Origin of the sequence: Bacillus sp. 16GRE42, from assembly GCF_019837435.1 — a bacterium.
Taxonomy (GTDB): domain Bacteria; phylum Bacillota; class Bacilli; order Bacillales; family Bacillaceae_G; genus Bacillus_A; species Bacillus_A wiedmannii.
This window is the reverse complement of record NZ_JADAXF010000001.1, coordinates 825,902-844,212: the sequence shown is the minus strand read 5'-3', so window position 1 is coordinate 844,212 and position 18,311 is coordinate 825,902. Positions and strand designations below refer to the sequence as shown.

Sequence of the window (18,311 nt, the reverse complement as noted above, 5' to 3'; positions counted from 1 at the left end):
ATGGTTATAAAAAGGATCCCCTTATGGAGAGTGAAGTTTATGAAAACGTAGCTCTCATAAGGGAGCGTCTTTTTGTATACATCATGGTGCTCTTTTGTTATAGGAAAAATTTGAAAGGGGTTACATAGTGAGCTCGAAATATATGATTGGTGTAGATATTGGGACAACTAGTACAAAATCAGTTTTGTTTTCGGTGGAGGGATCAGTTATTACAAGTCATGGAATTGAATACCCTTTATATTCTCCCGCACCAGAAACAGCAGAACAAGATCCAGAAGAGATTTTTCAAGCGGTCATACATACGATTAAAGAAACTATACAATCGAGTAATGTGCAGCCAGTTGATATTCTTTGTGTTTCTTTTAGTTCGGCAATGCATAGTGTCATTGCTGTAGACGAAGCAGGGAAGCCGTTAACGAGATGTATTACTTGGGCAGATAATAGAAGTGCAAGCTGGGCAGAAAAAATAAAAAATGATATGAATGGTCATGAAATTTACCTTCGTACTGGAACACCAATCCATCCTATGTCACCACTTTCAAAATTAGTTTGGTTTAAAAATGAACATGCTGAGTTATTTGCAAAAAGCTATAAATTCATCTCAATTAAAGAGTATGTTTTCTATAAGTTATTTAATGAATATGTAATTGATTATTCTATAGCATCAGCAACAGGGATGTTCAATTTGAAATCTTTAAAATGGGATGAAGAAGCTCTTCGTGTTGCAGGAATTTCGGAGGGAAAGCTTTCTAAACTCGTTCCAACGACGCACAGCTTAATAGGATTAGATGAAGAATTTGCAAGAGAGATGAATATACTTGTTACTACTCCTTTTATAGTCGGTGCGAGTGATGGGGTACTATCGAATTTAGGTGTAAATGCAATAGAACCTGGAGTAGTTGCTATTACAATTGGTACGAGCGGTGCGGTGCGAGTTGTAACAAATCAGCCTGTAACGGATCCGAAAGGTAGGACTTTTTGTTATGCGTTAACTGAGGACCTTTGGGTAATTGGTGGACCGGTTAATAACGGTGGTATGATTTTTAGGTGGGTTCGTGACCAATTATGTGCGTTAGAAGTTGAACATGGGAAGCGCTTAGGAAAAGATCCTTATGAATTGCTTACTGAAATAGCAGCGAAAGTGAATCCTGGATCGGATGGTTTATTATTTCATCCGTATTTAGCAGGAGAAAGAGCTCCTTTATGGAATGCGAATGCGCGTGGATCTTTCTTTGGGCTTGGGCTACATCATAAGAAAGAGCATCTTATCCGTGCTGTTTTAGAGGGAATCATTTATAACTTGTATACAGTTCTTCTTGCTTTAAAAGAGCTAATTGGTGAACCGAAAAAAATTCAAGCGACAGGTGGCTTTGCCAGATCGGAACTTTGGAGACAGATGATGGCGGATATTTTTCATCAAGACGTATATGTTCCTGAAAGTTTCGAAAGCTCTTGCTTAGGAGCGGCAATCCTCGGGTTATATAGCTTAGGTGAAATAGATACATTACATGTAGTTTCTCATATGGTAGGTGCCAATTTTTATCATGAGCCAAACATGGAAAGTGTGGAGAAATATAAAGAATTAATACCGATCTATATTCGTCTGGCCCGTCATCTGGAAGAAGAATATGAGAGTATAGCGGCTTTTCAGAAAAAGTGGGTTTAGGGGCTATTTGGCAGGGAAATATGGTAACTTATAAAGAGGTACTCAAGTTTTTTTAGATGTTCTTTCAAAAAATAGTTTAAGGTTGTTCTGTAAAAAATATGAGGGACAAAAACTATAGGGAGAGGGTTATGAAAATGAAGGATAACAAAGAGTTTATTGGATATGTTGGAACGTACACGAAAGAAAATAGTGAAGGAATATATAAGTTTACTTTAGACACGGAAGCAAAAAAAATTAGTAATGTAACACTTGCGGCCAAGCTGGATAACCCTACATATGTAACGATTAGCAAAAATAATCAATATCTCTATTCTGTTGTTAAGGAAGGCGAATCTGGTGGTGTAGCTGCTTATTCGATTCATAGTCATACTGGAGAGCTAAAGGAAGAAAACAGACAAGTAGTAGAAGGGGCTTCTCCTTGTCATATTAGTGTTGATAGTGGAAACCATACGGTAGTTACAGCAAATTACCATAAAGGAACGATAGAGTCTTTCGTAGTAAATGAAGAAGCTGGAACTGTAAATGCTGCCACATCTATTATTACACATGAAGGTTCAGGTCCGAATAAAGAAAGACAAGAAAAACCACATGCACATTACGCCGGATATACTCCTGATGAAAAATATGTGATAGGTGTTGATTTAGGAATTGATAAAATCATTACGTATGAAATAAAAGATAGTAAGTTAAAAGAAGCGAATAGCTTGTCTGTGAACCCAGGAAGTGGTCCTAGACATATTGCTTTTCACCCGAACGGAAAATACGCTTATGTGATGACTGAACTGAGTTCGGAAGTTATTGCATTATCATATAATCCGGAAGATGGGTCCTTTACAGAGTTGCAGTATATTTCTACCGTTCCAAAAGAATTTGATGACAATAGTCAAGGAAGTGCGATTCATATTTCTTCTGACGGCCACTTTGTATATGCAGGTAATCGCGGTCATAATAGTATCGCTGTTTTCAGTGTGGATCAAAATTCAGGTCAGCTTACATTTGTTGCACATACATCTACAGAAGGAAATTGGCCGAGGGACTTTGTATTAGATCCGACTGAAAAGTTTCTTATTGCGACAAATGAAAAGTCACATAACCTTGTGCTATTTTCAAGAAATGAAACGACAGGGAAGTTAACACTGCTACAATCTGATGTTGTTGTACCAGAGCCTGTTTGTGTGAAGTTTTTAAACGTTTAATTTGTGATTGGTAGAATTTCTATATATCCCAAAAACAATAAAAAAGCAAAGCGATATCGCTTTGCTTTTTTCTATTTCTTCTTCGGTCTACGTACTAATTCGCCGCCACAGTTTGGGCAAACATTTTGTCTTTCTTCTGTACATGGTGCACAAAATGTACATTCATACACGCAAATGTATGCTTCGGAATTTGATTCGAGAGATTGGTCGCAAATTTGACAGTTTGTTTTCATTTCGAGTGCCATAGTAAGTCTCCTTTTAGTTTGAATATTTATAATTTAATTATAATTCATTAGATAGAAACTGTCTTTTTCAATTGAAAGGAAATCAAATGATAAAGTTATGATTTGAAATGAAAGAGTCTATTTTATTTTAAAATTGATTATTTAGTGCAGTTGGAATATTATGAAATAGTCAAAAGACAACAGGGGGTATATATTTTGACTAATCATAACGATCATTTAAAAGCAAACTGTGAAAAATGCTTCGGTCTATGTTGTGTAGCGTTACCGTTCGCAGCATCGGTAGATTTTGCGGTGAATAAAGATGGCGGGAAGCCATGTTCTAACTTACAATCAGATTTTAAATGTAGCATACATAAAAATCTTAGAGGAAAAGGTTATAAAGGTTGTACAGTATTTGAGTGTTTCGGTGCTGGGCAGAAGATTTCGCAAGTTACATTTAACGGGATTGATTGGCGGAAAGATGCAAAGCATGCGAGAAAAATGTATGATGCTTTTCCGATTATGCATCAGCTTCATGAAATACTGTGGTATTTGAATGAGGCTATTCTTTTGACGGCGACACAACCGATTCATAAAGAACTAAGTAAAGCAATTGAAGAGACGGACCGCCTTTCAAATTTAAATGCGGACGAGTTAATGAAAGTAAATATTCCATTACATCGTGCAGAAGTAAATGTATTACTTTTAGAAACGAGTGAGCTAGTTTGGAAGGAAATGAATGCCGCGCGTAAGAAACGAATGAGTCACCGCGGAGCAGATCTTATGGGAGCAAATTTGAAGAAGAAAGATTTGCAAGGAGCGAATTTAAGAGGAGCTTATTTAATTGCGGCTAACTTAAATGGAGCAAACTTAAGAGGAGCAGATCTTATCGGAGCAGATTTACGAGATGCAGATATTCGTGGGGCTGATTTTACAAATAGTATTTTTCTGACGCAAGTTCAAATTAATGCAGCGAAAGGGGACAAACATACGAAATTGCCGAAAATATTGTCCCGTCCATCGCATTGGAGTGCGTAAAGAGTATGGAACAGGCAGAGATTAAGAATCTCTGCCTGTTTTTTCATTTCTTTTCAAAAGTAGTAATGAAAACACTACATATAATAAGAATACCACCAATAAAAAAGTTGCTACTCAATGTTTCATTTAATAGTAACCAACCAAGCAACGATCCAACGATAGGTTGGAAGAAGAAAAATAATGATCCGATGCTCGCGTCCATTAATTCTAATCCTTTATTCCAAAGGAAAAAGGCACCTGCTGTTGAGACGATTCCTAAATAAAGTACGCCTAATAATACATACATGTTCGTATGTTCAATAGAACTTGATTGTAGTTCCCATATCATAAAAGGTGTAATAAAAAAGAGTGAAAAGAATATGGCATATGTTGTAATCACTAAAGATGAAAATCGAGCTGAAGCGATTTTTACGTAAATGGATAGTAAAGCCCACGTAATAGCGGCCCCGACTAATATGATTGTACCGATAAAATAGGAACCAATTTCAATATCCCATCCAATGACGATAATGACACCGATTGTCGCTATGATAGTAGATAGCAGTCTACGAGCGGTTAGCTTTTCTTTTAAAATGATTGCTGCAAATATAACCATAAATGCAGGGGTGGCTGATGTTACTAACGAGCCTGTATGAGCGTCAGATAATTTTGTTCCGATAAATTGACATGTGATCGAAATGAAGTATCCGATAAATCCAATCCAAGCGAATAATAGCCAATCTTTTTTGCGTATGGTTATTTTTTTCTTTTTCTTTTTCTCAGCTATTTTCAAAATTGCATATAAAACAACAAAAGCAATGATAAAGCGTAGCCAAACGAGTGTCAGTGGTGGGATAAAGTCGAGTACGTATTTGCTAACAACATACATACCGCCCCATATACTAGCTGCTAGTGATAAACATATAGCTCCTAAAATTGTTTGTTTCATGTAAAGTACCTCCGTCTATTTTTAGGGTATTATGAGTTCCCTAAGACGAGGCATAGTGTTTTGTGTTATATGAATGCCCGCCTTAGTTTATAGACGGCCTACAGGTTGATCGTTTTCGAATGAAGTGTTGTAGTACATGAATGCATTCCTCCTTCATAATTTTATAATGATATTATAACTTAATTTTCAGTTTATTGGGATGTTTCTTTAGAAAATGGAAATGGTGGTTGTCTAAGAAAGCATAGTATATGGTAGAAAAACATATTTTTGAAATAAAAGAAACCAATTACATTACTGATAAGTATAGTAAGAGTAGGATGAAAAAGTAGATTAATAGAGTAAGAGGAGGAGATTGTTATAACTACAACCGTTATTTCTCATTTTTATAATGAAGAATATTTATTGCCGTGGTGGCTTATGCATCATACGAAACTTTTTGATCATGGCATTTTAATTAATAAAGGTTCTACAGATCGTTCAGTGAAAATTTGTAAAAAATTCGCGCCGCATTGGGAAGTGCGAGATTCTTTAAATCCAGAATTTGATGCACTAGCGACAGATGATGAAGTGATGATGGTAGAACGAGAAGTAAAGGGATGGAAAATGATTTTAAATACGACTGAGTTCCTTTGTGTGCAAGATAAAAATCAATTTTGGAAATCACTAAATGAATTGGGAGGGAGGATGTATTGGTTGGAAGGGCTTATTATGGTCGATGATCTTAACTATAATTATCCAGACCTTAACTTTGGAATACCTTTAATGAAACAGCGATTTCACGGTTATTTACCAGAAGATTGGCCGTTATGGAGAAGAGGTAGATTTATTCATAATCATGAACACGGAAGTTATACGGTTGGAAGACATTTATCTGCACATGAATCTATGGTTTATCCGCCACTTGCGTGTATTGCATGGTTTGGTTTCAGCCCTTGGAACGATGCGATGAGAAAGAGGAAATTACAAATTGGTTCTACTCTTTCTGAAGCTAGTAAGCAAGGTGGAATGGGCACGCATCATATTATTACACCTGAAAAATTAGAAGAATGGTATAAGGATTTAGCAAGTGGGGCGAAGGATTTACGTTTTAGTAATGCGTATCGTTATGCTTTTTTATAAATGATTCCCACCATAAAATTGTTTCTTCGATTCCAGTATTTAGATCGTATGTTGGTTTCCAGTTTACTTCAGTTTTTAAACGTTCCACATTAACGCCGACGAATAAAGGCTCATCTGTAGAGAATGGGATCGCACCTAGTTTCATTAAATGTTCTTTTCCAATCTTTTTAGCAATGATAGAAGCTAATTCTTTAATTTGTACAGATTGACCAGAAGCGATATTGATTGTGCCTGTAACGTCGTGTTCTAATACTGTTACGAGAGCATGAGCGACGTCGCTCACATGGAGGAAATCTCTTGATTGTTTTCCATGTGTACATAGTGCTTCCTCATTTTGTAATAAGGAAGTGATAATGTTAGAAACGAGCCGATTCCCTTGTTCGTGAGGGCCATACATATGAAAAATGCGGCCCCAACACATGCTGAGGTCGTTTTGTTCAGCGTACGTTTGTAGCCAGGAGTGTAGCGTATTTTTACATACTGCATACGGGGTTTTATAGGAAAGAAGTGGTGAGTCTTCAAATAGTACACCGTTAAACCATTCATATTCTGCGCCAGTACCTGCAACAACGACGCGCTTTCCGCCGCATGTTGTGAAGTGTTGAATCAATGAGATGCTGGATGTAAGCCAATAGTAATTATTAATAGATACATAACACGCTGGCGGTACGGCTTCCCAAGCTAAATGAATGAGATGACTAGGCTTCATGTCGTAAATGAGTTTTTTTACTTCTTCATCGCAAAGTAAGTTTACTTTATGCCAGTGGCAAGAGATGTGAGAAGGTTTATTTGTATGATAAGTGGCGTGCACTTCATAGCTCTTTTGTATAAGAGAATTTACAACATATTTACCAATCCATCCACTACCGCCTGTTACAAGAATTTTTTTCATGGCTCAATTACCTCAATTTCTGGTATCGTTACTAAAAATTTGCCGCCCCATTCACGAATGAAAGAGCATTCTTTCATAATTTCGTCTTTTAAATTCCAAGGAAGTATGAGAATGTAATCAGGTTTTGTACGGTGTATTTCTTCTGGAGATTTTATTGGAATACGGGTTCCTGGTAGAAGGAAATTTTGTTTGTGAGGGTTTTTATCTACGGTATAAGCTAGAAATTCTTTTCCTATCCCGCAATAGTTTAAAAGGGTGTTTCCTTTAGCTGGAGCACCGTAACCGATAATTTGTTTGTTTGAAGCTTTTGCTTCGATAAAAAACTTTAAAATATTTATTTTCAATTGTTCAATGCGTTTAGAAAAAAGGAGATAGCAATCTAATGTATCTAGCCCGTGATTTACTTCTTTTTGGATTATATTTGTAACACTGGAGTGGGTAGTGGATGAATCACTGTGATGGTTTATAAAAACACGCAAGGAACCACCGTGCGTTGAAAGTTCTTCTACATCGACAATTTGTAAATGATGATGAGCTAAAACTTTTTGAAGACTTATAAGTGAGAAGTAGGAGAAGTGCTCATGGTATATAGTATCAAACTGTTTAAAGGATATAAGGTTTAATAAGTGCGGAAATTCAATTGTTATTGTACCGTCTTGTTTTAATAATGTTTTTAAACCGGCAACAAAATCATGCAAGTTCGGTACGTGTGCTAATACGTTATTTGCGACGATTAAATCTGCTTGCGGTAATTTTTTTGCTAAGTCATTGCTGAAAAAATTCACTTCAGTAGGAATTCCTTTTTGAATAGCGATTTCTGCTACATTTTTTGCTGGTTCAATTCCTAACGTTTCGATATGTTCTTTTTGAAAGTATTGTAATAAGTACCCGTCGTTACTCGCGATTTCAATTACTTTCGAATGATTTGTTAAGTTGAAACGCTTAACCGCCATTTCTACATATTGTTTAGCGTGTAGTAGCCAACTGGAGGAGTAAGAGCTGAAGTATAAATAGTCATGAAAAATGTTGTGCGGAGATTCAAATTCATCTAATTGTACAAGTAAACAAGAGTGACAAACAAATGTGTGGAGCGGATAAAATGGTTCCATTTTATATGAGTGTTCAGGAGCTACAAATGAGTTAGCGAGAGGGGAAACACCTAAATCTAAAAAAGTATTTGTGAGTAATGAGTGGCAAAAACGGCATTTTTTCTGTTCCATTTTATAGCCCCCTTATAAATTTTTGAATGCATCGATTTGTTGGCGCGTGAAAGATTCCATATTTTCACCAGATGCATATTTTTTGTACCAATCAACAGTCCAAGTGATAGAATGATCTGTTGATAACTTAGGAGTCCAACCGAGTTTATTTACTGCTTTTGTACTATCAAGTGTTAAAATTGGCGATTCATAAGGGTTATTTGTATGAGGAGAAAGGACTGTTAATGGTTGATTCCATAATTTCATTATAGATTGAATGACATCATAAACTGTTCTGTTAGGTTCATTTATCGGGCCGAAATTCCACGCTGTTGCATATTCTGCGTCTTGCCAAAGATTTTCAGCTAAAAGAATATAGCCGTGTAAAGGATCTAATACGTGTTGCCACGGGCGAATAGCGTGTTTGTTTCTAATATTTAACGTAGTATCTTGTAAATATGCACGAATGACATCTGGGAATAGTCGGTCATTTGCCCAATCACCACCACCGATGACGTTACCTGCTCTGACTGAGGCGAGTCTCAGAGTGTTAGTGTGGAAGAATGATTTTTGATATGACGTTGCAACTAGTTCAGCGCAAGCTTTACTAGCGCTATAAGGATCGAAACCTCCTAATCGGTCACTTTCCAAGAATGCTCGGTTACCGCTCCCGTCATTTTCATAACATTTATCACTTGTAACATTAATGATACTACGTATATTTTCTATATGTTTTGCTGCTTCTAATACGTGAACAGTACCTAAAACATTCGTTTTAAATGTTTCGATAGGATTTTTATATGAAGTAGTGACGATTGGTTGAGCTGCTAAATGAAATAGTATGTCAGGGTTGTGTTGCTTTAGGGCATGGAATAAAGAATCGTAATCTGTAATGTCGCCATTCATTGATGTGCACTCATTTGCTACGTTACCTTGTTCAAAAAGGTTAGGGATGGATGGGGGATGAGAAGAATAGCCAACTACTTCTGCGCCTAAAGAAGTTAAAAAAAGGGTGAGCCATGAGCCTTTAAAGCCAGTATGTCCCGTGATAAATACTTTTTTCTTATTCCAAAAAGATGATGAAGCCATATTACCAAACCTTCCACGGAGCGTTATTACTTTCCCATAGCTCGACTAATTTATTTTTATCGCGCAATGTATCCATCGGATGCCAAAAGCCAGTATGTTGATATGCGGCTAGTTCATTTTTGTTTACTAACTGAACTAATGTGTCTGTTTCAAAAACAGACTTATCGCCTCTAATATAATTGAGAACATCAGGATTTAAAACGAAAAATCCACCGTTAACCCATCCGCCATCCCCGAGTGGCTTCTCTTGAAAGGATGTGACAGATTGTTTATCTAAGACGAGAGAACCGAATCTACCAGGAGGTTGTACGGCTGTAACAGTAGCCGTTTTGCCGTGTTTTTTATGAAATGCAATGAGTTCTTTTATATTTACATTACTTAATCCATCGCCATAAGTGAGGCAGAAAGGTTCGTCCCCGATGTAATTTTGTATTTTTTTAACTCGTCCACCTGTTTCGGTATTTAGACCGGTATCGATCAGTGTAACTGTCCATGGTTCTATACGATGAGAATGGTTAGTAATCGTATTGTCGTTTAAATGTATCGTGAAATCGGACATGTGTAAGTTGTAATTTAGAAAGAATTCTTTAATTGCATATCCTTTATAGCCTAAGCAAATAATAAATTCAGTAATCCCGTAATGGCTATATAAACTCATAATGTGCCATAAAATAGGCTTTGTTCCAATTTCAATCATAGGTTTTGGTTTTAAATGAGTTTCTTCCCCAATCCTTGTTCCGTATCCACCTGCAAGAATAACAGCTTTCATTTTTTCCTCCTACTTATAAAAAGAATTTGATATCGATGTTATTATGATATGTACTTAAATGAGAATGGAACCGGCAATTTCATGGTTATATTTCGTTCGTTTTGGTTTTTATATTTAAGTATTTTGTTATACAATTAAATTAATAGATTGGATTATATAAGATGAAACGATAAAAATTGTATAAATTATGAATAATAAACCATCACGTTTGACTGTACAGTTTATGTATTGTATGATGTTAGTAATATAAACAAGGGGGGAAGATCGTTGGGAAGGTGTATCGAATCGGACAGTTGGCTCTCATGGCTCACGTGTCGAAACGCACGATTGATTATTATACGAATCTAGGTATCTTAAAAGCGGAGCGATCTCAATCTAATTATCGCTATTACGATGAAACAGCATTTGAGACATTACAATTTATTGAGAAGTGCAAAGAAATGCATATGCCGCTTTGTGAGATTAAAGAGAAAATCGAGGAGAAGAAGAAGCTGCTCGGTATCAATGAACACGTTTCGAAACAAGTGAATGAAGTGACAGACCATATTCATCGGTTAGAAGCAGAGTTAACGGAGTTAAAGCCGCTTTTAGATGGATTGACTGATTCACAACGTGAAAAAATATCGAAATCTTTATCTGGTCAAACGACAGCTTTAATACAGACACTTGCTCTATTATTATAGAAAAAAGTGAAATCCGACCTCTTTAATTTTTGTATCGGGCTATGTTTTCTAATGAACAAATAAGAAAACATTATAGTATACAGGAGGTGGACACCTTAGTTTTTTAAACTAGGGGGATTCATTGGAAATATTTAATTTAGTCATGGTTGCGATTTTAATCGCATTTACTGGATTTTTCGTAGCAGCAGAGTTTGCGATTGTAAAGGTACGTTCAAGTCGTATTGATCAGCTTGTTGCGGAAGGGAAACGCGGTGCTTTAGCAGCGAAAAAGGTAACAACAAATTTAGATGAATATTTATCTGCTTGTCAATTAGGTATTACAGTTACAGCTATGGGATTAGGTTGGTTAGGTGAACCGACAATTGAAAAGTTATTACACCCGTTATTTGAGAAATGGAACATAAATCCTTCTATCTCATCAGTATTAACATTTGGTCTTGCCTTTATGCTAATGACGTATTTACACGTTGTAGTAGGGGAATTAGCTCCGAAAACGATGGCAATTCAAAAGGCTGAACAAGTAACATTGTTATTGGCAGGTCCGTTAATGATGTTCTATAAAGTCATGTATCCATTTATTTGGGTATTAAACGGTTCAGCTCGTGTTGTAACTGGCTTATTCGGTTTAAAACCAGCTTCAGAACATGAAGTAGCTCATACAGAGGAAGAATTACGCCTTATCCTTTCAGATAGCTATGAAAGTGGCGAAATTAATCAGGCTGAATACAAGTATGTAAATAACATTTTTGAATTTGATAATCGTATTGCAAAAGAGATTATGGTACCGCGAACAGAAATCATTGGTTTCTACCTGGAAGATTCAGTAGAAGAACACATGAAAGTAATCCAAAATGAACGATACACACGTTATCCGATTTTTGGAGAAGATAAAGATGATATTATTGGCATGGTCAATGTAAAAGATTTCTTTATTCGATATATGAACAACGATAAAGAAGATTTATCATCGATTCGCACGTATATGCGTCCGATTATTGAAGTGATGGAAACAACTCCAATTCACGATTTATTACTTCAAATGCAGAAGAAGCGAATTCCGATGGCTGTTTTATATGATGAGTACGGAGGAACAGCAGGAATTGTAACGCTTGAAGATATCTTGGAGGAAATCGTCGGCGAAATTCGTGACGAATATGATGAAGATGAAGCACCACCAATTCAGCATGTGAATGAGCACCATAAAATCGTTGATGGAAAAGTGCTTATTTCAGAAGTAAAAGATTTGTTTGGATTACACATTGAAGAAGACGATGTGGATACAATCGGTGGCTGGATTATGATGCAAAATCATGAAATTGAAGAAGGACAACATGTTGAGGCGGAAGGTTATGAATTTAAAGTGTTAGAAAAAGACGCTTACCAAATTAAACGTGTTGAAATTCGTAAAATGGAACAAGAGCAAGAAGAAGAGAAAGCAGCAACTGTGTAAGTTGCTGCTTTTCTTCTAACGTATAAAAAATGCGAAATTAGGAGCGGATATTTTGATTCAAGCAGCCTTACGTGTATATCGATTACAATTGTATGCGATCTTTAGTGGTTTACTACTTATGTGGACGATTACTCCGTTTGGAAAACAAGTAACAGGGTTTGGTATCGGATTAGCTGTAAGTGCCTATTGTCTTTGGTTATTAGCTCGCAGAGTGGAGAAACTTGGGAAAAGTATCGTAATGAAGGAAAAGGCTCCTGGATTAGGAGTTCTAAACCGATTTGCAGCTGCCATTTTAGGAGCAATCATCATGTATGAAATTGAGCATGAAATGGAAATGTGGGCATTTGGTACAGGCATTTTAGGTGGTCACTTTTTAATGATTGCAAATTTAGCTTATGCAAATATGCAGTTAGTGAAAGAGGAAGAGAAGCAAAGGGAACATGCTTCGAAAAACATAGAGCTATGATGAAAGGGGCCTAATGGGGTTCCTTTTTTGTGTTTAAGCGAGCTAATGAAAGGAATCAAATTTACGACAAATATAATACGCTTCTTTTTTACGTTTTTCAATAGTATGAAAAATAATGTAAAAAAATTTAAAAACCCATCGATTTCTAAAGGTTATGTATGTTATTATGACAAAAGACTTTTTGAAAGAGGTGGATACCAATGTTACAAGCGTTACTTATTTTTGTGCTTCAAATTATTTACGTTCCAATTTTAACAATCCGTACGATTTTGCTTGTAAAGAATCAAACAAGATCCGCTGCTGGTGTTGGATTGTTAGAAGGAGCTATTTACATTGTCAGTTTAGGTATTGTGTTTCAAGATTTATCAAATTGGATGAACATTATTGCCTATGTCATTGGCTTTAGTACGGGACTATTATTAGGCGGTTATATAGAGAACAAATTAGCAATTGGTTATATTACGTATCAAGTTAGTTTACTAGACCGTTGTAATGAATTAGTAGATGAATTACGTCACTCAGGATTTGGCGTTACAGTATTTGAAGGCGAAGGTATTAATTCTATACGTTATCGTTTAGATATCGTTGCAAAGCGTTCTAGAGAAAAAGAACTGTTAGAAATTATTAATGAAATTGCACCGAAAGCGTTTATGTCTTCTTATGAAATCCGTTCATTTAAAGGCGGATATTTAACGAAGGCGATGAAGAAAAGAGCGTTAATGAAGAAGAAAGATGAACATGTATCGTAAAGAAAAGGGAGTAGTGTTGCATTAAAAGTGCAGTATAAGTCCATATGTAAAAGGGAGGAATCTATTTGATGTAGATTCCTCTCTTTTTTTGAAAAAAATTTATCTGTTAATTGAAAAACTAAATCGTATAATTATTTTTTCTACTCATTCTCAAATTCATGATTAGCCATATAACTTGAATAAATACAGGTATGATAAACGCGATTAATAAAGCTATAAGTGAAATGGGTTTAAGTTTGGGTGTTTGAGTAACCCCAGCATCATCAACGTCGCGTAGCCGAATAATAGCGGCCCATATTCCAAAAATGATAATCTAAAATATGTTACCAATCCACCAAGAAATCCACCGTCTTTTCATGCTAGTACCCCTTATATTTACCCACTGTTAAAAGTAAATTTTCGTTCGTTACATTTATCATGAAATGTCTATAAAATTAATTTTTTTTAACTGTATATCTAACTTGTTTAAACGTTACCATCTCTCCATCTTTATGGTCATCTTGCGTTTGCAAAAGTTGAACTTTTGGTTTGTAATCTGTCCTATGAGCGTGCTCGATATCTTTAATGTTAACTTTGTAGGATTCGCCATTATTAATTTTTTGTTCCAATACTTTTTTATTGGCAACATAAATAAACGTCACTTTATTTTCATCAATACCTTCAGTCTTAATTTCTAATTCGTTATCTTTTGTTGTAATCGTCGGTGTTAATAATTCAATACTGCCTTTTCCGGTTTCTAAAGAATTTTCTGCTATAGTTGAACATCCGGATAATATGATTCCGGTGAATAGAAGAATAGCTAATTTCTGTTTCATAACGTCCCTCAATTTCAAGTGATTTTTGATGTTGGCATTGCTAGGCTGGTAGTATTTTATGTAAATGTTTAGCTAGCACTCTTTTTAATTATACCATAATATGTAAAATGGAATAGGATATATATCCAATTTATGGAGAATTGAAAGGTTTACTTATTGTTGAGAATTAGTACTTTTACAGTAGGTATATAGTTGCTTTAGAAAATGGTGTTGCTAAAATCATTATGAATTGGATATCCAACTATATGATGACATGTAGACAGGCGAAAGAACTTATTTTTATGGAAATTACAATTTTTACATATTAAAATAAAGATATGGAATAGATGAATTCATTCACTTCGGAGGTAGTTACTTGAATATTAATGAGAAGGCAATTGAAATGTTTGAACAAAATAAATATGAGGAAGCAATGGAACTGTTTCAACGAGCGGTACATGAATCTAGAGGTGTACAATCTCTCAATAATCTTGCTTGGATGTACTTTTATGAGGAAGAGGATGATGATAAAGCTCTTGAATTAATAAGAGAAGTTATTAAGTTGAATCCTTCCTCATACTTTCCTTATAACATCTTAGGGGAAATTTACACGAAACAAGAAAGATGGGAAGAAGCGAAAGAAGTATTACAAAATTCTATTTCGATTCAGCCATCCAATGAAGCATTTCACAATGTAGCTGTAGCGCATTATAACCTTGGAGAGCTGGAAAAAGCTGCGGAATTTTTCTTGCGAGTTGCAGGGGATTCGGACTATATAAAGTATAGCTATGTAAAATGTTTAATTGATTTAGGGAGAACGACAGAAGCGAAAGAGAAGTTAGATGCTTTTAACAGGAAATCTGATGATTTTTTAGGAGAAGTTAATGTAGCAGATTTATATGTTGAGTTGAATTGCTATAACGAAGCAATTGAATGGTTTGAAAAGGGATACAAAGAATACTGGAAAAGTCCCAATTGGATTGGTAGATTTGTTTATGCTCTATATAAAGCTAATAATTTCACGCGTATAAATGAAGTGATACGGGAATCTATCGAAGCGAAAACAGCAGAAATAGAAGATGTTCAGAATGAAGAAGTAGAAGAAAACTGGACAGAAAAAGATAAGAAAGAGTTAATTGAGGAATATACGGAAGAGAATATTTGTTATAAAAAAATGATAGAACGTATCAAATCTGGATATGTTCCAGAGTTAGAATTTGAAACTTATCATTTAGGGGGTTGCTATTTATTTGGTTGTAAAAGACATAATCATCTGGAATATGAAGAATAAAAAAATTCGACTGTCACATGTGATGGTCGAATTTTTTTATTATAGGTTGCTTGTCTAAAGGTACCATCTCAATTGTAATGTGTTAAAGAGGTTTCGTCTCATTACATAGGTATATATCCTCTTTAGAGCTCTCTTTTTTAATATTTAAAATATGGAGTGAAATAAAACCAATAACTCCTATTCCGCCGAAAATAAGCCATGGTGTATACATTCCGCTTAAATTGGATGTAAAAGATGTACCGGTATAATTACCGATGATAAAACCAAATGCGAGTGATAGTTGATAAAATCCGAAGTAAGTAGCTGTATATGATTCGTTACTGTAATTTGCAATAGCGATATCAGCGTTAGGTAATACGAGTGTTTCACCGATTGTAAATAAAATTACACAAATAAATAGCCAATATGGGTGTTGAAATAAAGGGATAAGTAAAAAGGAAATACTCATTAATAAAACACCGTATTTAATAATCGAAAGTGTGTTGTATTTATGAAATAGTTTTCGGAATAACACCATAAATATGACGCCTGTTATTGCATTTATCGTAATAACTAGTGTAGCAAGCTGATTGCTATTACTAATATTTTTCATATGAAGTGGAAGTGCGACAGTAAGTTGAGTAAACATAATATAGAAGGAAATCATAATAAATGAAAACAAAAGGAAAGATTTGTTTTGTGAGATAGCTTGTATCCCTAATGTAATAGACGTGTTTTCAGTAGTGACTTGGAAGTGATTTTTAAGTAAGTAAAAGATAAAAGCGAATAACAGCATAAGAGATCCTGTTAGAGAAAAAGCATAGATTGGATCGAGTAAGAGTAAGAGCCCTCCTGCAATTGGTCCGATTATTGCACCGCAATTAAAACTAAGGTTTAAATATGTAAATAAATTTTTTCTCATATGAGCTGGTTGTGAGCCGAATATGGCGCGCGCAGCAGGTTCGTAAAATGCAGTTCCGAAGCCAATAAGTGCAGAAGAAATAGAAATTGTATAAAAATCAGAGCATATTCCTAAAGCGATAAATCCGATTCCTCTTAAAAATAATCCGGCTATTATCATAATGATATAGCCTATTTTGTCAGCAATTAATCCTGAGAATAATGGGATAACTCGTGATGTGATTGTCATAACCGTCAACACTGTTCCTACTTGAACAGCAGTAAAATGAAGAAAGCTTAATAGATAAATAGTTAAAAATGCGTATACTGCGAAATACCCAAAAGACATAAAAAATGAAGAAATAAGCATGAAACGTATCGGTATTGAGAAACTTTTCATAGAACTCCTCCTGATATTGTAACCAGTAAAAATATTTAATGGTTAACTAATTTATATTATAATTATACATAAAGTCAGAAAAAAGTAAATTTTAAGAAGAAGGTGGATGGAATTGAATCAAAATGCACCAAATGAATTAGAATATATTCGGGAATTTTTAAATACATGGAAAATACCAAACGATACGAGAGAGCCAATTGATATGCTACAAACAGAAGAGGATATAAACCTCTTTATGAAAAAATATTTTCATAAAGAGGTTCCATTTCATACGATAGAGGAATTAAAAAGTTTTCGAGAAGATATTCGGTTAACGGTTGAAGGCGAAGGATCATTGCAAAAGTGGTTAGAGAAATACCCATTTCATGTACATGTAAAGGAAGATATGAAAGGTATTACATATGAGCCTGTGCACGAAGAGAATGTATATACAAAAGTATTAAGCATTGTGTTAATGTCAATTCAAGAAAATTTGTGGGGGAGGTTAAAAGCATGCCCAGATTGTCGCTGGGTATTTTATGATCATTCGCGAAATGGAAGTAAAAGATGGTGCGGTATGTATGCTGGAGAAGAAGGAGGAAGAGCGTGCGGTACGATTGCGAAAGTGAAAAATTATCGGGAGAAGAGAAAAGGGAGATCAGGTTATAATGTGTAATTTATATTAGGGAAAGAAAATAGGATGGGGGAATGTAGAATATGAAAGGTACACAAATGTTAGCTTTAAACAAAAAGTGTTGGGATACAGTTGCACCATATTTCTTTCAAGTGGATTGTTTACCGAAATATGGTCCGTATACGGCGTCTGAAGATGAGATTCATTTGTTCGATTCAATTAGAAATAAAAAGGTTCTTGATATTGGATGTGGAAGTGGGCATTCGCTGCAATATATGGCAGAACATGGGGCAGAGGAAGTATGGGGTCTTGATCTTTCAAGTGAACAAATTAAAACAGCGAATGAAACGTTGAAGAGTTGGAATTCAAAGTTAGTATGCGGAGCAATGGAAGAGGAAGGTGATATTCCGAAAGGGTATTTCGATATTGTATATTCCATTTATGCATTAGGTTGGACTTCAAATTTACGAAAAACGTTGGAACTAATTTATTCGTATGTAAAGCCAGGAGGAAGTTTTATTTTTAGTTGGGAGCACCCAGTATATTCAAATTTACAGTATGGTACAGAAGAAATTGCTTTTAAGTCTTCTTATCATGAGGAAACTCCTATTACGTTTGAAACATTTAAAGGAGAAAATGTACAAGCTACATTATATAAGAGAAAAATAAGTACATACATAAATGAGTTAAATAGAGCGGGATTTACAATTGAGAGAATAGAAGAACCTGAACCATCTAGCGCGTTTGATGAAGAATTAGCTGAGCCGTCTACGAAATATTATTCATTATATAAAGCTAGAGTGGTGCCAACTACTTTTATTATTAAGGCGAGGAAGTAAAGTGTTTTATAAAAAGAAGCCCGTCAT

20 protein-coding genes are annotated in these 18,311 nt (G+C 35.2%); 11 read left to right on the top strand and 9 right to left on the bottom strand.

Translation table 11 applies throughout. From position 1 onward, the window contains the following. The first annotated feature begins 124 nt into the window (after positions 1–124). Both gntK and ILS93_RS04385 read left to right on the top strand, forming a co-directional pair. On the top strand, positions 125–1,666 hold the full coding sequence (gene gntK, locus ILS93_RS04390) for a gluconokinase (protein ID WP_064475885.1): 1,542 nt from the start codon (positions 125–127) through the stop codon (positions 1,664–1,666). Between the two features lie 128 nt (positions 1,667–1,794). Beyond that, a complete protein-coding gene (locus tag ILS93_RS04385; protein ID WP_088047120.1) occupies positions 1,795–2,862 on the top strand; it encodes a lactonase family protein in 1,068 nt (355 codons plus the stop codon). Positions 2,863–2,933: 71 nt separating this feature from the next. On the opposite strand, the gene ILS93_RS04380 is transcribed toward ILS93_RS04385, so the two are convergent. Then, on the bottom strand, positions 2,934–3,107 hold the full coding sequence (locus ILS93_RS04380) for a DUF1272 domain-containing protein (RefSeq protein ID WP_001162795.1): 174 nt from the start codon (positions 3,105–3,107) through the stop codon (positions 2,934–2,936). Between the two features lie 195 nt (positions 3,108–3,302). Between ILS93_RS04380 and ILS93_RS04375 the strand changes: the two genes are divergently transcribed. Next, a complete protein-coding gene (locus ILS93_RS04375) occupies positions 3,303–4,124 on the top strand; it encodes a pentapeptide repeat-containing protein (protein ID WP_064475883.1) in 822 nt (273 codons plus the stop codon). A gap of 43 nt (positions 4,125–4,167) precedes the next feature. Here the strand turns inward: ILS93_RS04375 and ILS93_RS04370 are convergent, their stop codons facing one another. After that, positions 4,168–5,052 carry a DMT family transporter gene (locus ILS93_RS04370; protein WP_088047121.1) on the bottom strand — a complete coding sequence of 295 codons (885 nt, stop codon included), beginning with the start codon at positions 5,050–5,052 and terminating at the stop codon, positions 4,168–4,170. A gap of 351 nt (positions 5,053–5,403) precedes the next feature. Between ILS93_RS04370 and ILS93_RS04365 the strand changes: the two genes are divergently transcribed. Next, positions 5,404–6,171, top strand: a complete 768-nt coding sequence (locus ILS93_RS04365) for a glycosyltransferase family 2 protein (RefSeq protein WP_088047122.1) — start codon at positions 5,404–5,406, stop codon at positions 6,169–6,171. On the opposite strand, the gene ILS93_RS04360 is transcribed toward ILS93_RS04365, so the two are convergent. Genes ILS93_RS04360 through rfbF form a run of 4 tightly spaced genes read right to left on the bottom strand, consistent with a single transcriptional unit; the run spans position 6,140 to position 10,120 of the window. Continuing rightward, positions 6,140–7,063 (bottom strand): NAD-dependent epimerase/dehydratase family protein, encoded by a 924-nt coding sequence (locus ILS93_RS04360; RefSeq protein ID WP_064475880.1) that lies wholly within the window; start codon positions 7,061–7,063, stop codon positions 6,140–6,142. The genes ILS93_RS04365 and ILS93_RS04360 overlap by 32 nt on opposite strands. Continuing rightward, positions 7,060–8,283 carry a class I SAM-dependent methyltransferase gene (locus tag ILS93_RS04355; RefSeq protein ID WP_222660048.1) on the bottom strand — a complete coding sequence of 408 codons (1,224 nt, stop codon included), beginning with the start codon at positions 8,281–8,283 and terminating at the stop codon, positions 7,060–7,062. The genes ILS93_RS04360 and ILS93_RS04355 overlap by 4 nt, the downstream gene beginning before the upstream one ends. Positions 8,284–8,295: 12 nt before the next feature. After that, positions 8,296–9,351: a CDP-glucose 4,6-dehydratase gene (rfbG, locus tag ILS93_RS04350; RefSeq protein ID WP_088047123.1), complete on the bottom strand. Its 1,056-nt coding sequence runs from the start codon at positions 9,349–9,351 to the stop codon at positions 8,296–8,298. A gap of 1 nt (position 9,352) precedes the next feature. Next, positions 9,353–10,120 (bottom strand): glucose-1-phosphate cytidylyltransferase, encoded by a 768-nt coding sequence (gene rfbF / locus ILS93_RS04345; RefSeq protein WP_088047124.1) that lies wholly within the window; start codon positions 10,118–10,120, stop codon positions 9,353–9,355. Positions 10,121–10,395: 275 nt separating this feature from the next. Between rfbF and ILS93_RS04340 the strand changes: the two genes are divergently transcribed. The 4 genes from ILS93_RS04340 to ILS93_RS04325 all read left to right on the top strand — a co-directional run bounded on the left by ILS93_RS04340 (position 10,396) and on the right by ILS93_RS04325 (position 13,468). Beyond that, entirely contained in the window at positions 10,396–10,803 is a 408-nt protein-coding gene (locus tag ILS93_RS04340) for a MerR family transcriptional regulator (protein ID WP_000285637.1), read from the top strand. A 121-nt stretch (positions 10,804–10,924) separates the two neighbouring features. After that, positions 10,925–12,253 (top strand): hemolysin family protein, encoded by a 1,329-nt coding sequence (locus ILS93_RS04335; protein WP_046957914.1) that lies wholly within the window; start codon positions 10,925–10,927, stop codon positions 12,251–12,253. A 52-nt stretch (positions 12,254–12,305) separates the two neighbouring features. Then, positions 12,306–12,719 carry an ATP synthase subunit I gene (locus tag ILS93_RS04330; protein WP_046957915.1) on the top strand — a complete coding sequence of 138 codons (414 nt, stop codon included), beginning with the start codon at positions 12,306–12,308 and terminating at the stop codon, positions 12,717–12,719. 200 nt (positions 12,720–12,919) lie between these two features. Further along, positions 12,920–13,468: a DUF2179 domain-containing protein gene (locus tag ILS93_RS04325; protein ID WP_000938437.1), complete on the top strand. Its 549-nt coding sequence runs from the start codon at positions 12,920–12,922 to the stop codon at positions 13,466–13,468. 118 nt (positions 13,469–13,586) lie between these two features. Here the strand turns inward: ILS93_RS04325 and ILS93_RS04320 are convergent, their stop codons facing one another. Both ILS93_RS04320 and ILS93_RS04315 read right to left on the bottom strand, forming a co-directional pair. After that, the gene (locus tag ILS93_RS04320) at positions 13,587–13,781 is read right to left on the bottom strand and encodes a DUF3923 family protein (RefSeq protein ID WP_258126862.1); all 195 of its coding nucleotides are present in this window, start codon (positions 13,779–13,781) and stop codon (positions 13,587–13,589) included. A 121-nt stretch (positions 13,782–13,902) separates the two neighbouring features. After that, positions 13,903–14,301, bottom strand: coding sequence for a hypothetical protein (locus tag ILS93_RS04315; RefSeq protein WP_222660046.1), 399 nt, complete (start codon positions 14,299–14,301; stop codon positions 13,903–13,905). 337 nt (positions 14,302–14,638) lie between these two features. On the opposite strand from ILS93_RS04315, the gene ILS93_RS04310 reads away from it, so the two are divergent. After that, on the top strand, positions 14,639–15,553 hold the full coding sequence (locus tag ILS93_RS04310; protein WP_088047125.1) for a tetratricopeptide repeat protein: 915 nt from the start codon (positions 14,639–14,641) through the stop codon (positions 15,551–15,553). Positions 15,554–15,635: 82 nt separating this feature from the next. Here ILS93_RS04310 and ILS93_RS04305 read toward each other — a convergent pair whose 3' ends face one another. Further along, positions 15,636–16,832, bottom strand: coding sequence for an MDR family MFS transporter (locus tag ILS93_RS04305; protein ID WP_088047126.1), 1,197 nt, complete (start codon positions 16,830–16,832; stop codon positions 15,636–15,638). 112 nt (positions 16,833–16,944) lie between these two features. Between ILS93_RS04305 and ILS93_RS04300 the strand changes: the two genes are divergently transcribed. Both ILS93_RS04300 and ILS93_RS04295 read left to right on the top strand, forming a co-directional pair. Beyond that, positions 16,945–17,487 carry a CGNR zinc finger domain-containing protein gene (locus ILS93_RS04300; protein ID WP_064475873.1) on the top strand — a complete coding sequence of 181 codons (543 nt, stop codon included), beginning with the start codon at positions 16,945–16,947 and terminating at the stop codon, positions 17,485–17,487. 41 nt (positions 17,488–17,528) lie between these two features. Further along, positions 17,529–18,284, top strand: coding sequence for a class I SAM-dependent methyltransferase (locus ILS93_RS04295; RefSeq protein WP_088047127.1), 756 nt, complete (start codon positions 17,529–17,531; stop codon positions 18,282–18,284). Positions 18,285–18,311: the final 27 nt, after the last annotated feature.

Bases quoted from the DNA above. Each gene is read 5' to 3' on its own strand.
- ILS93_RS04385 (WP_088047120.1), top strand. From the start codon at position 1,795: ATGAAAATGAAGGATAACAAAGAGTTTATTGGATATGTTGGAACGTAC.
- ILS93_RS04380 (WP_001162795.1), bottom strand. From the start codon at position 3,107: ATGGCACTCGAAATGAAAACAAACTGTCAAATTTGCGACCAATCTCTC.
- ILS93_RS04370 (WP_088047121.1), bottom strand. From the start codon at position 5,052: ATGAAACAAACAATTTTAGGAGCTATATGTTTATCACTAGCAGCTAGT.
- ILS93_RS04360 (WP_064475880.1), bottom strand. From the start codon at position 7,063: ATGAAAAAAATTCTTGTAACAGGCGGTAGTGGATGGATTGGTAAATAT.
- ILS93_RS04355 (WP_222660048.1), bottom strand. From the start codon at position 8,283: ATGGAACAGAAAAAATGCCGTTTTTGCCACTCATTACTCACAAATACT.
- rfbG (WP_088047123.1), bottom strand. From the start codon at position 9,351: ATGGCTTCATCATCTTTTTGGAATAAGAAAAAAGTATTTATCACGGGA.
- rfbF (WP_088047124.1), bottom strand. From the start codon at position 10,120: ATGAAAGCTGTTATTCTTGCAGGTGGATACGGAACAAGGATTGGGGAA.
- ILS93_RS04325 (WP_000938437.1), top strand. From the start codon at position 12,920: ATGTTACAAGCGTTACTTATTTTTGTGCTTCAAATTATTTACGTTCCA.
- ILS93_RS04305 (WP_088047126.1), bottom strand. From the start codon at position 16,832: ATGAAAAGTTTCTCAATACCGATACGTTTCATGCTTATTTCTTCATTT.
- ILS93_RS04295 (WP_088047127.1), top strand. From the start codon at position 17,529: ATGAAAGGTACACAAATGTTAGCTTTAAACAAAAAGTGTTGGGATACA.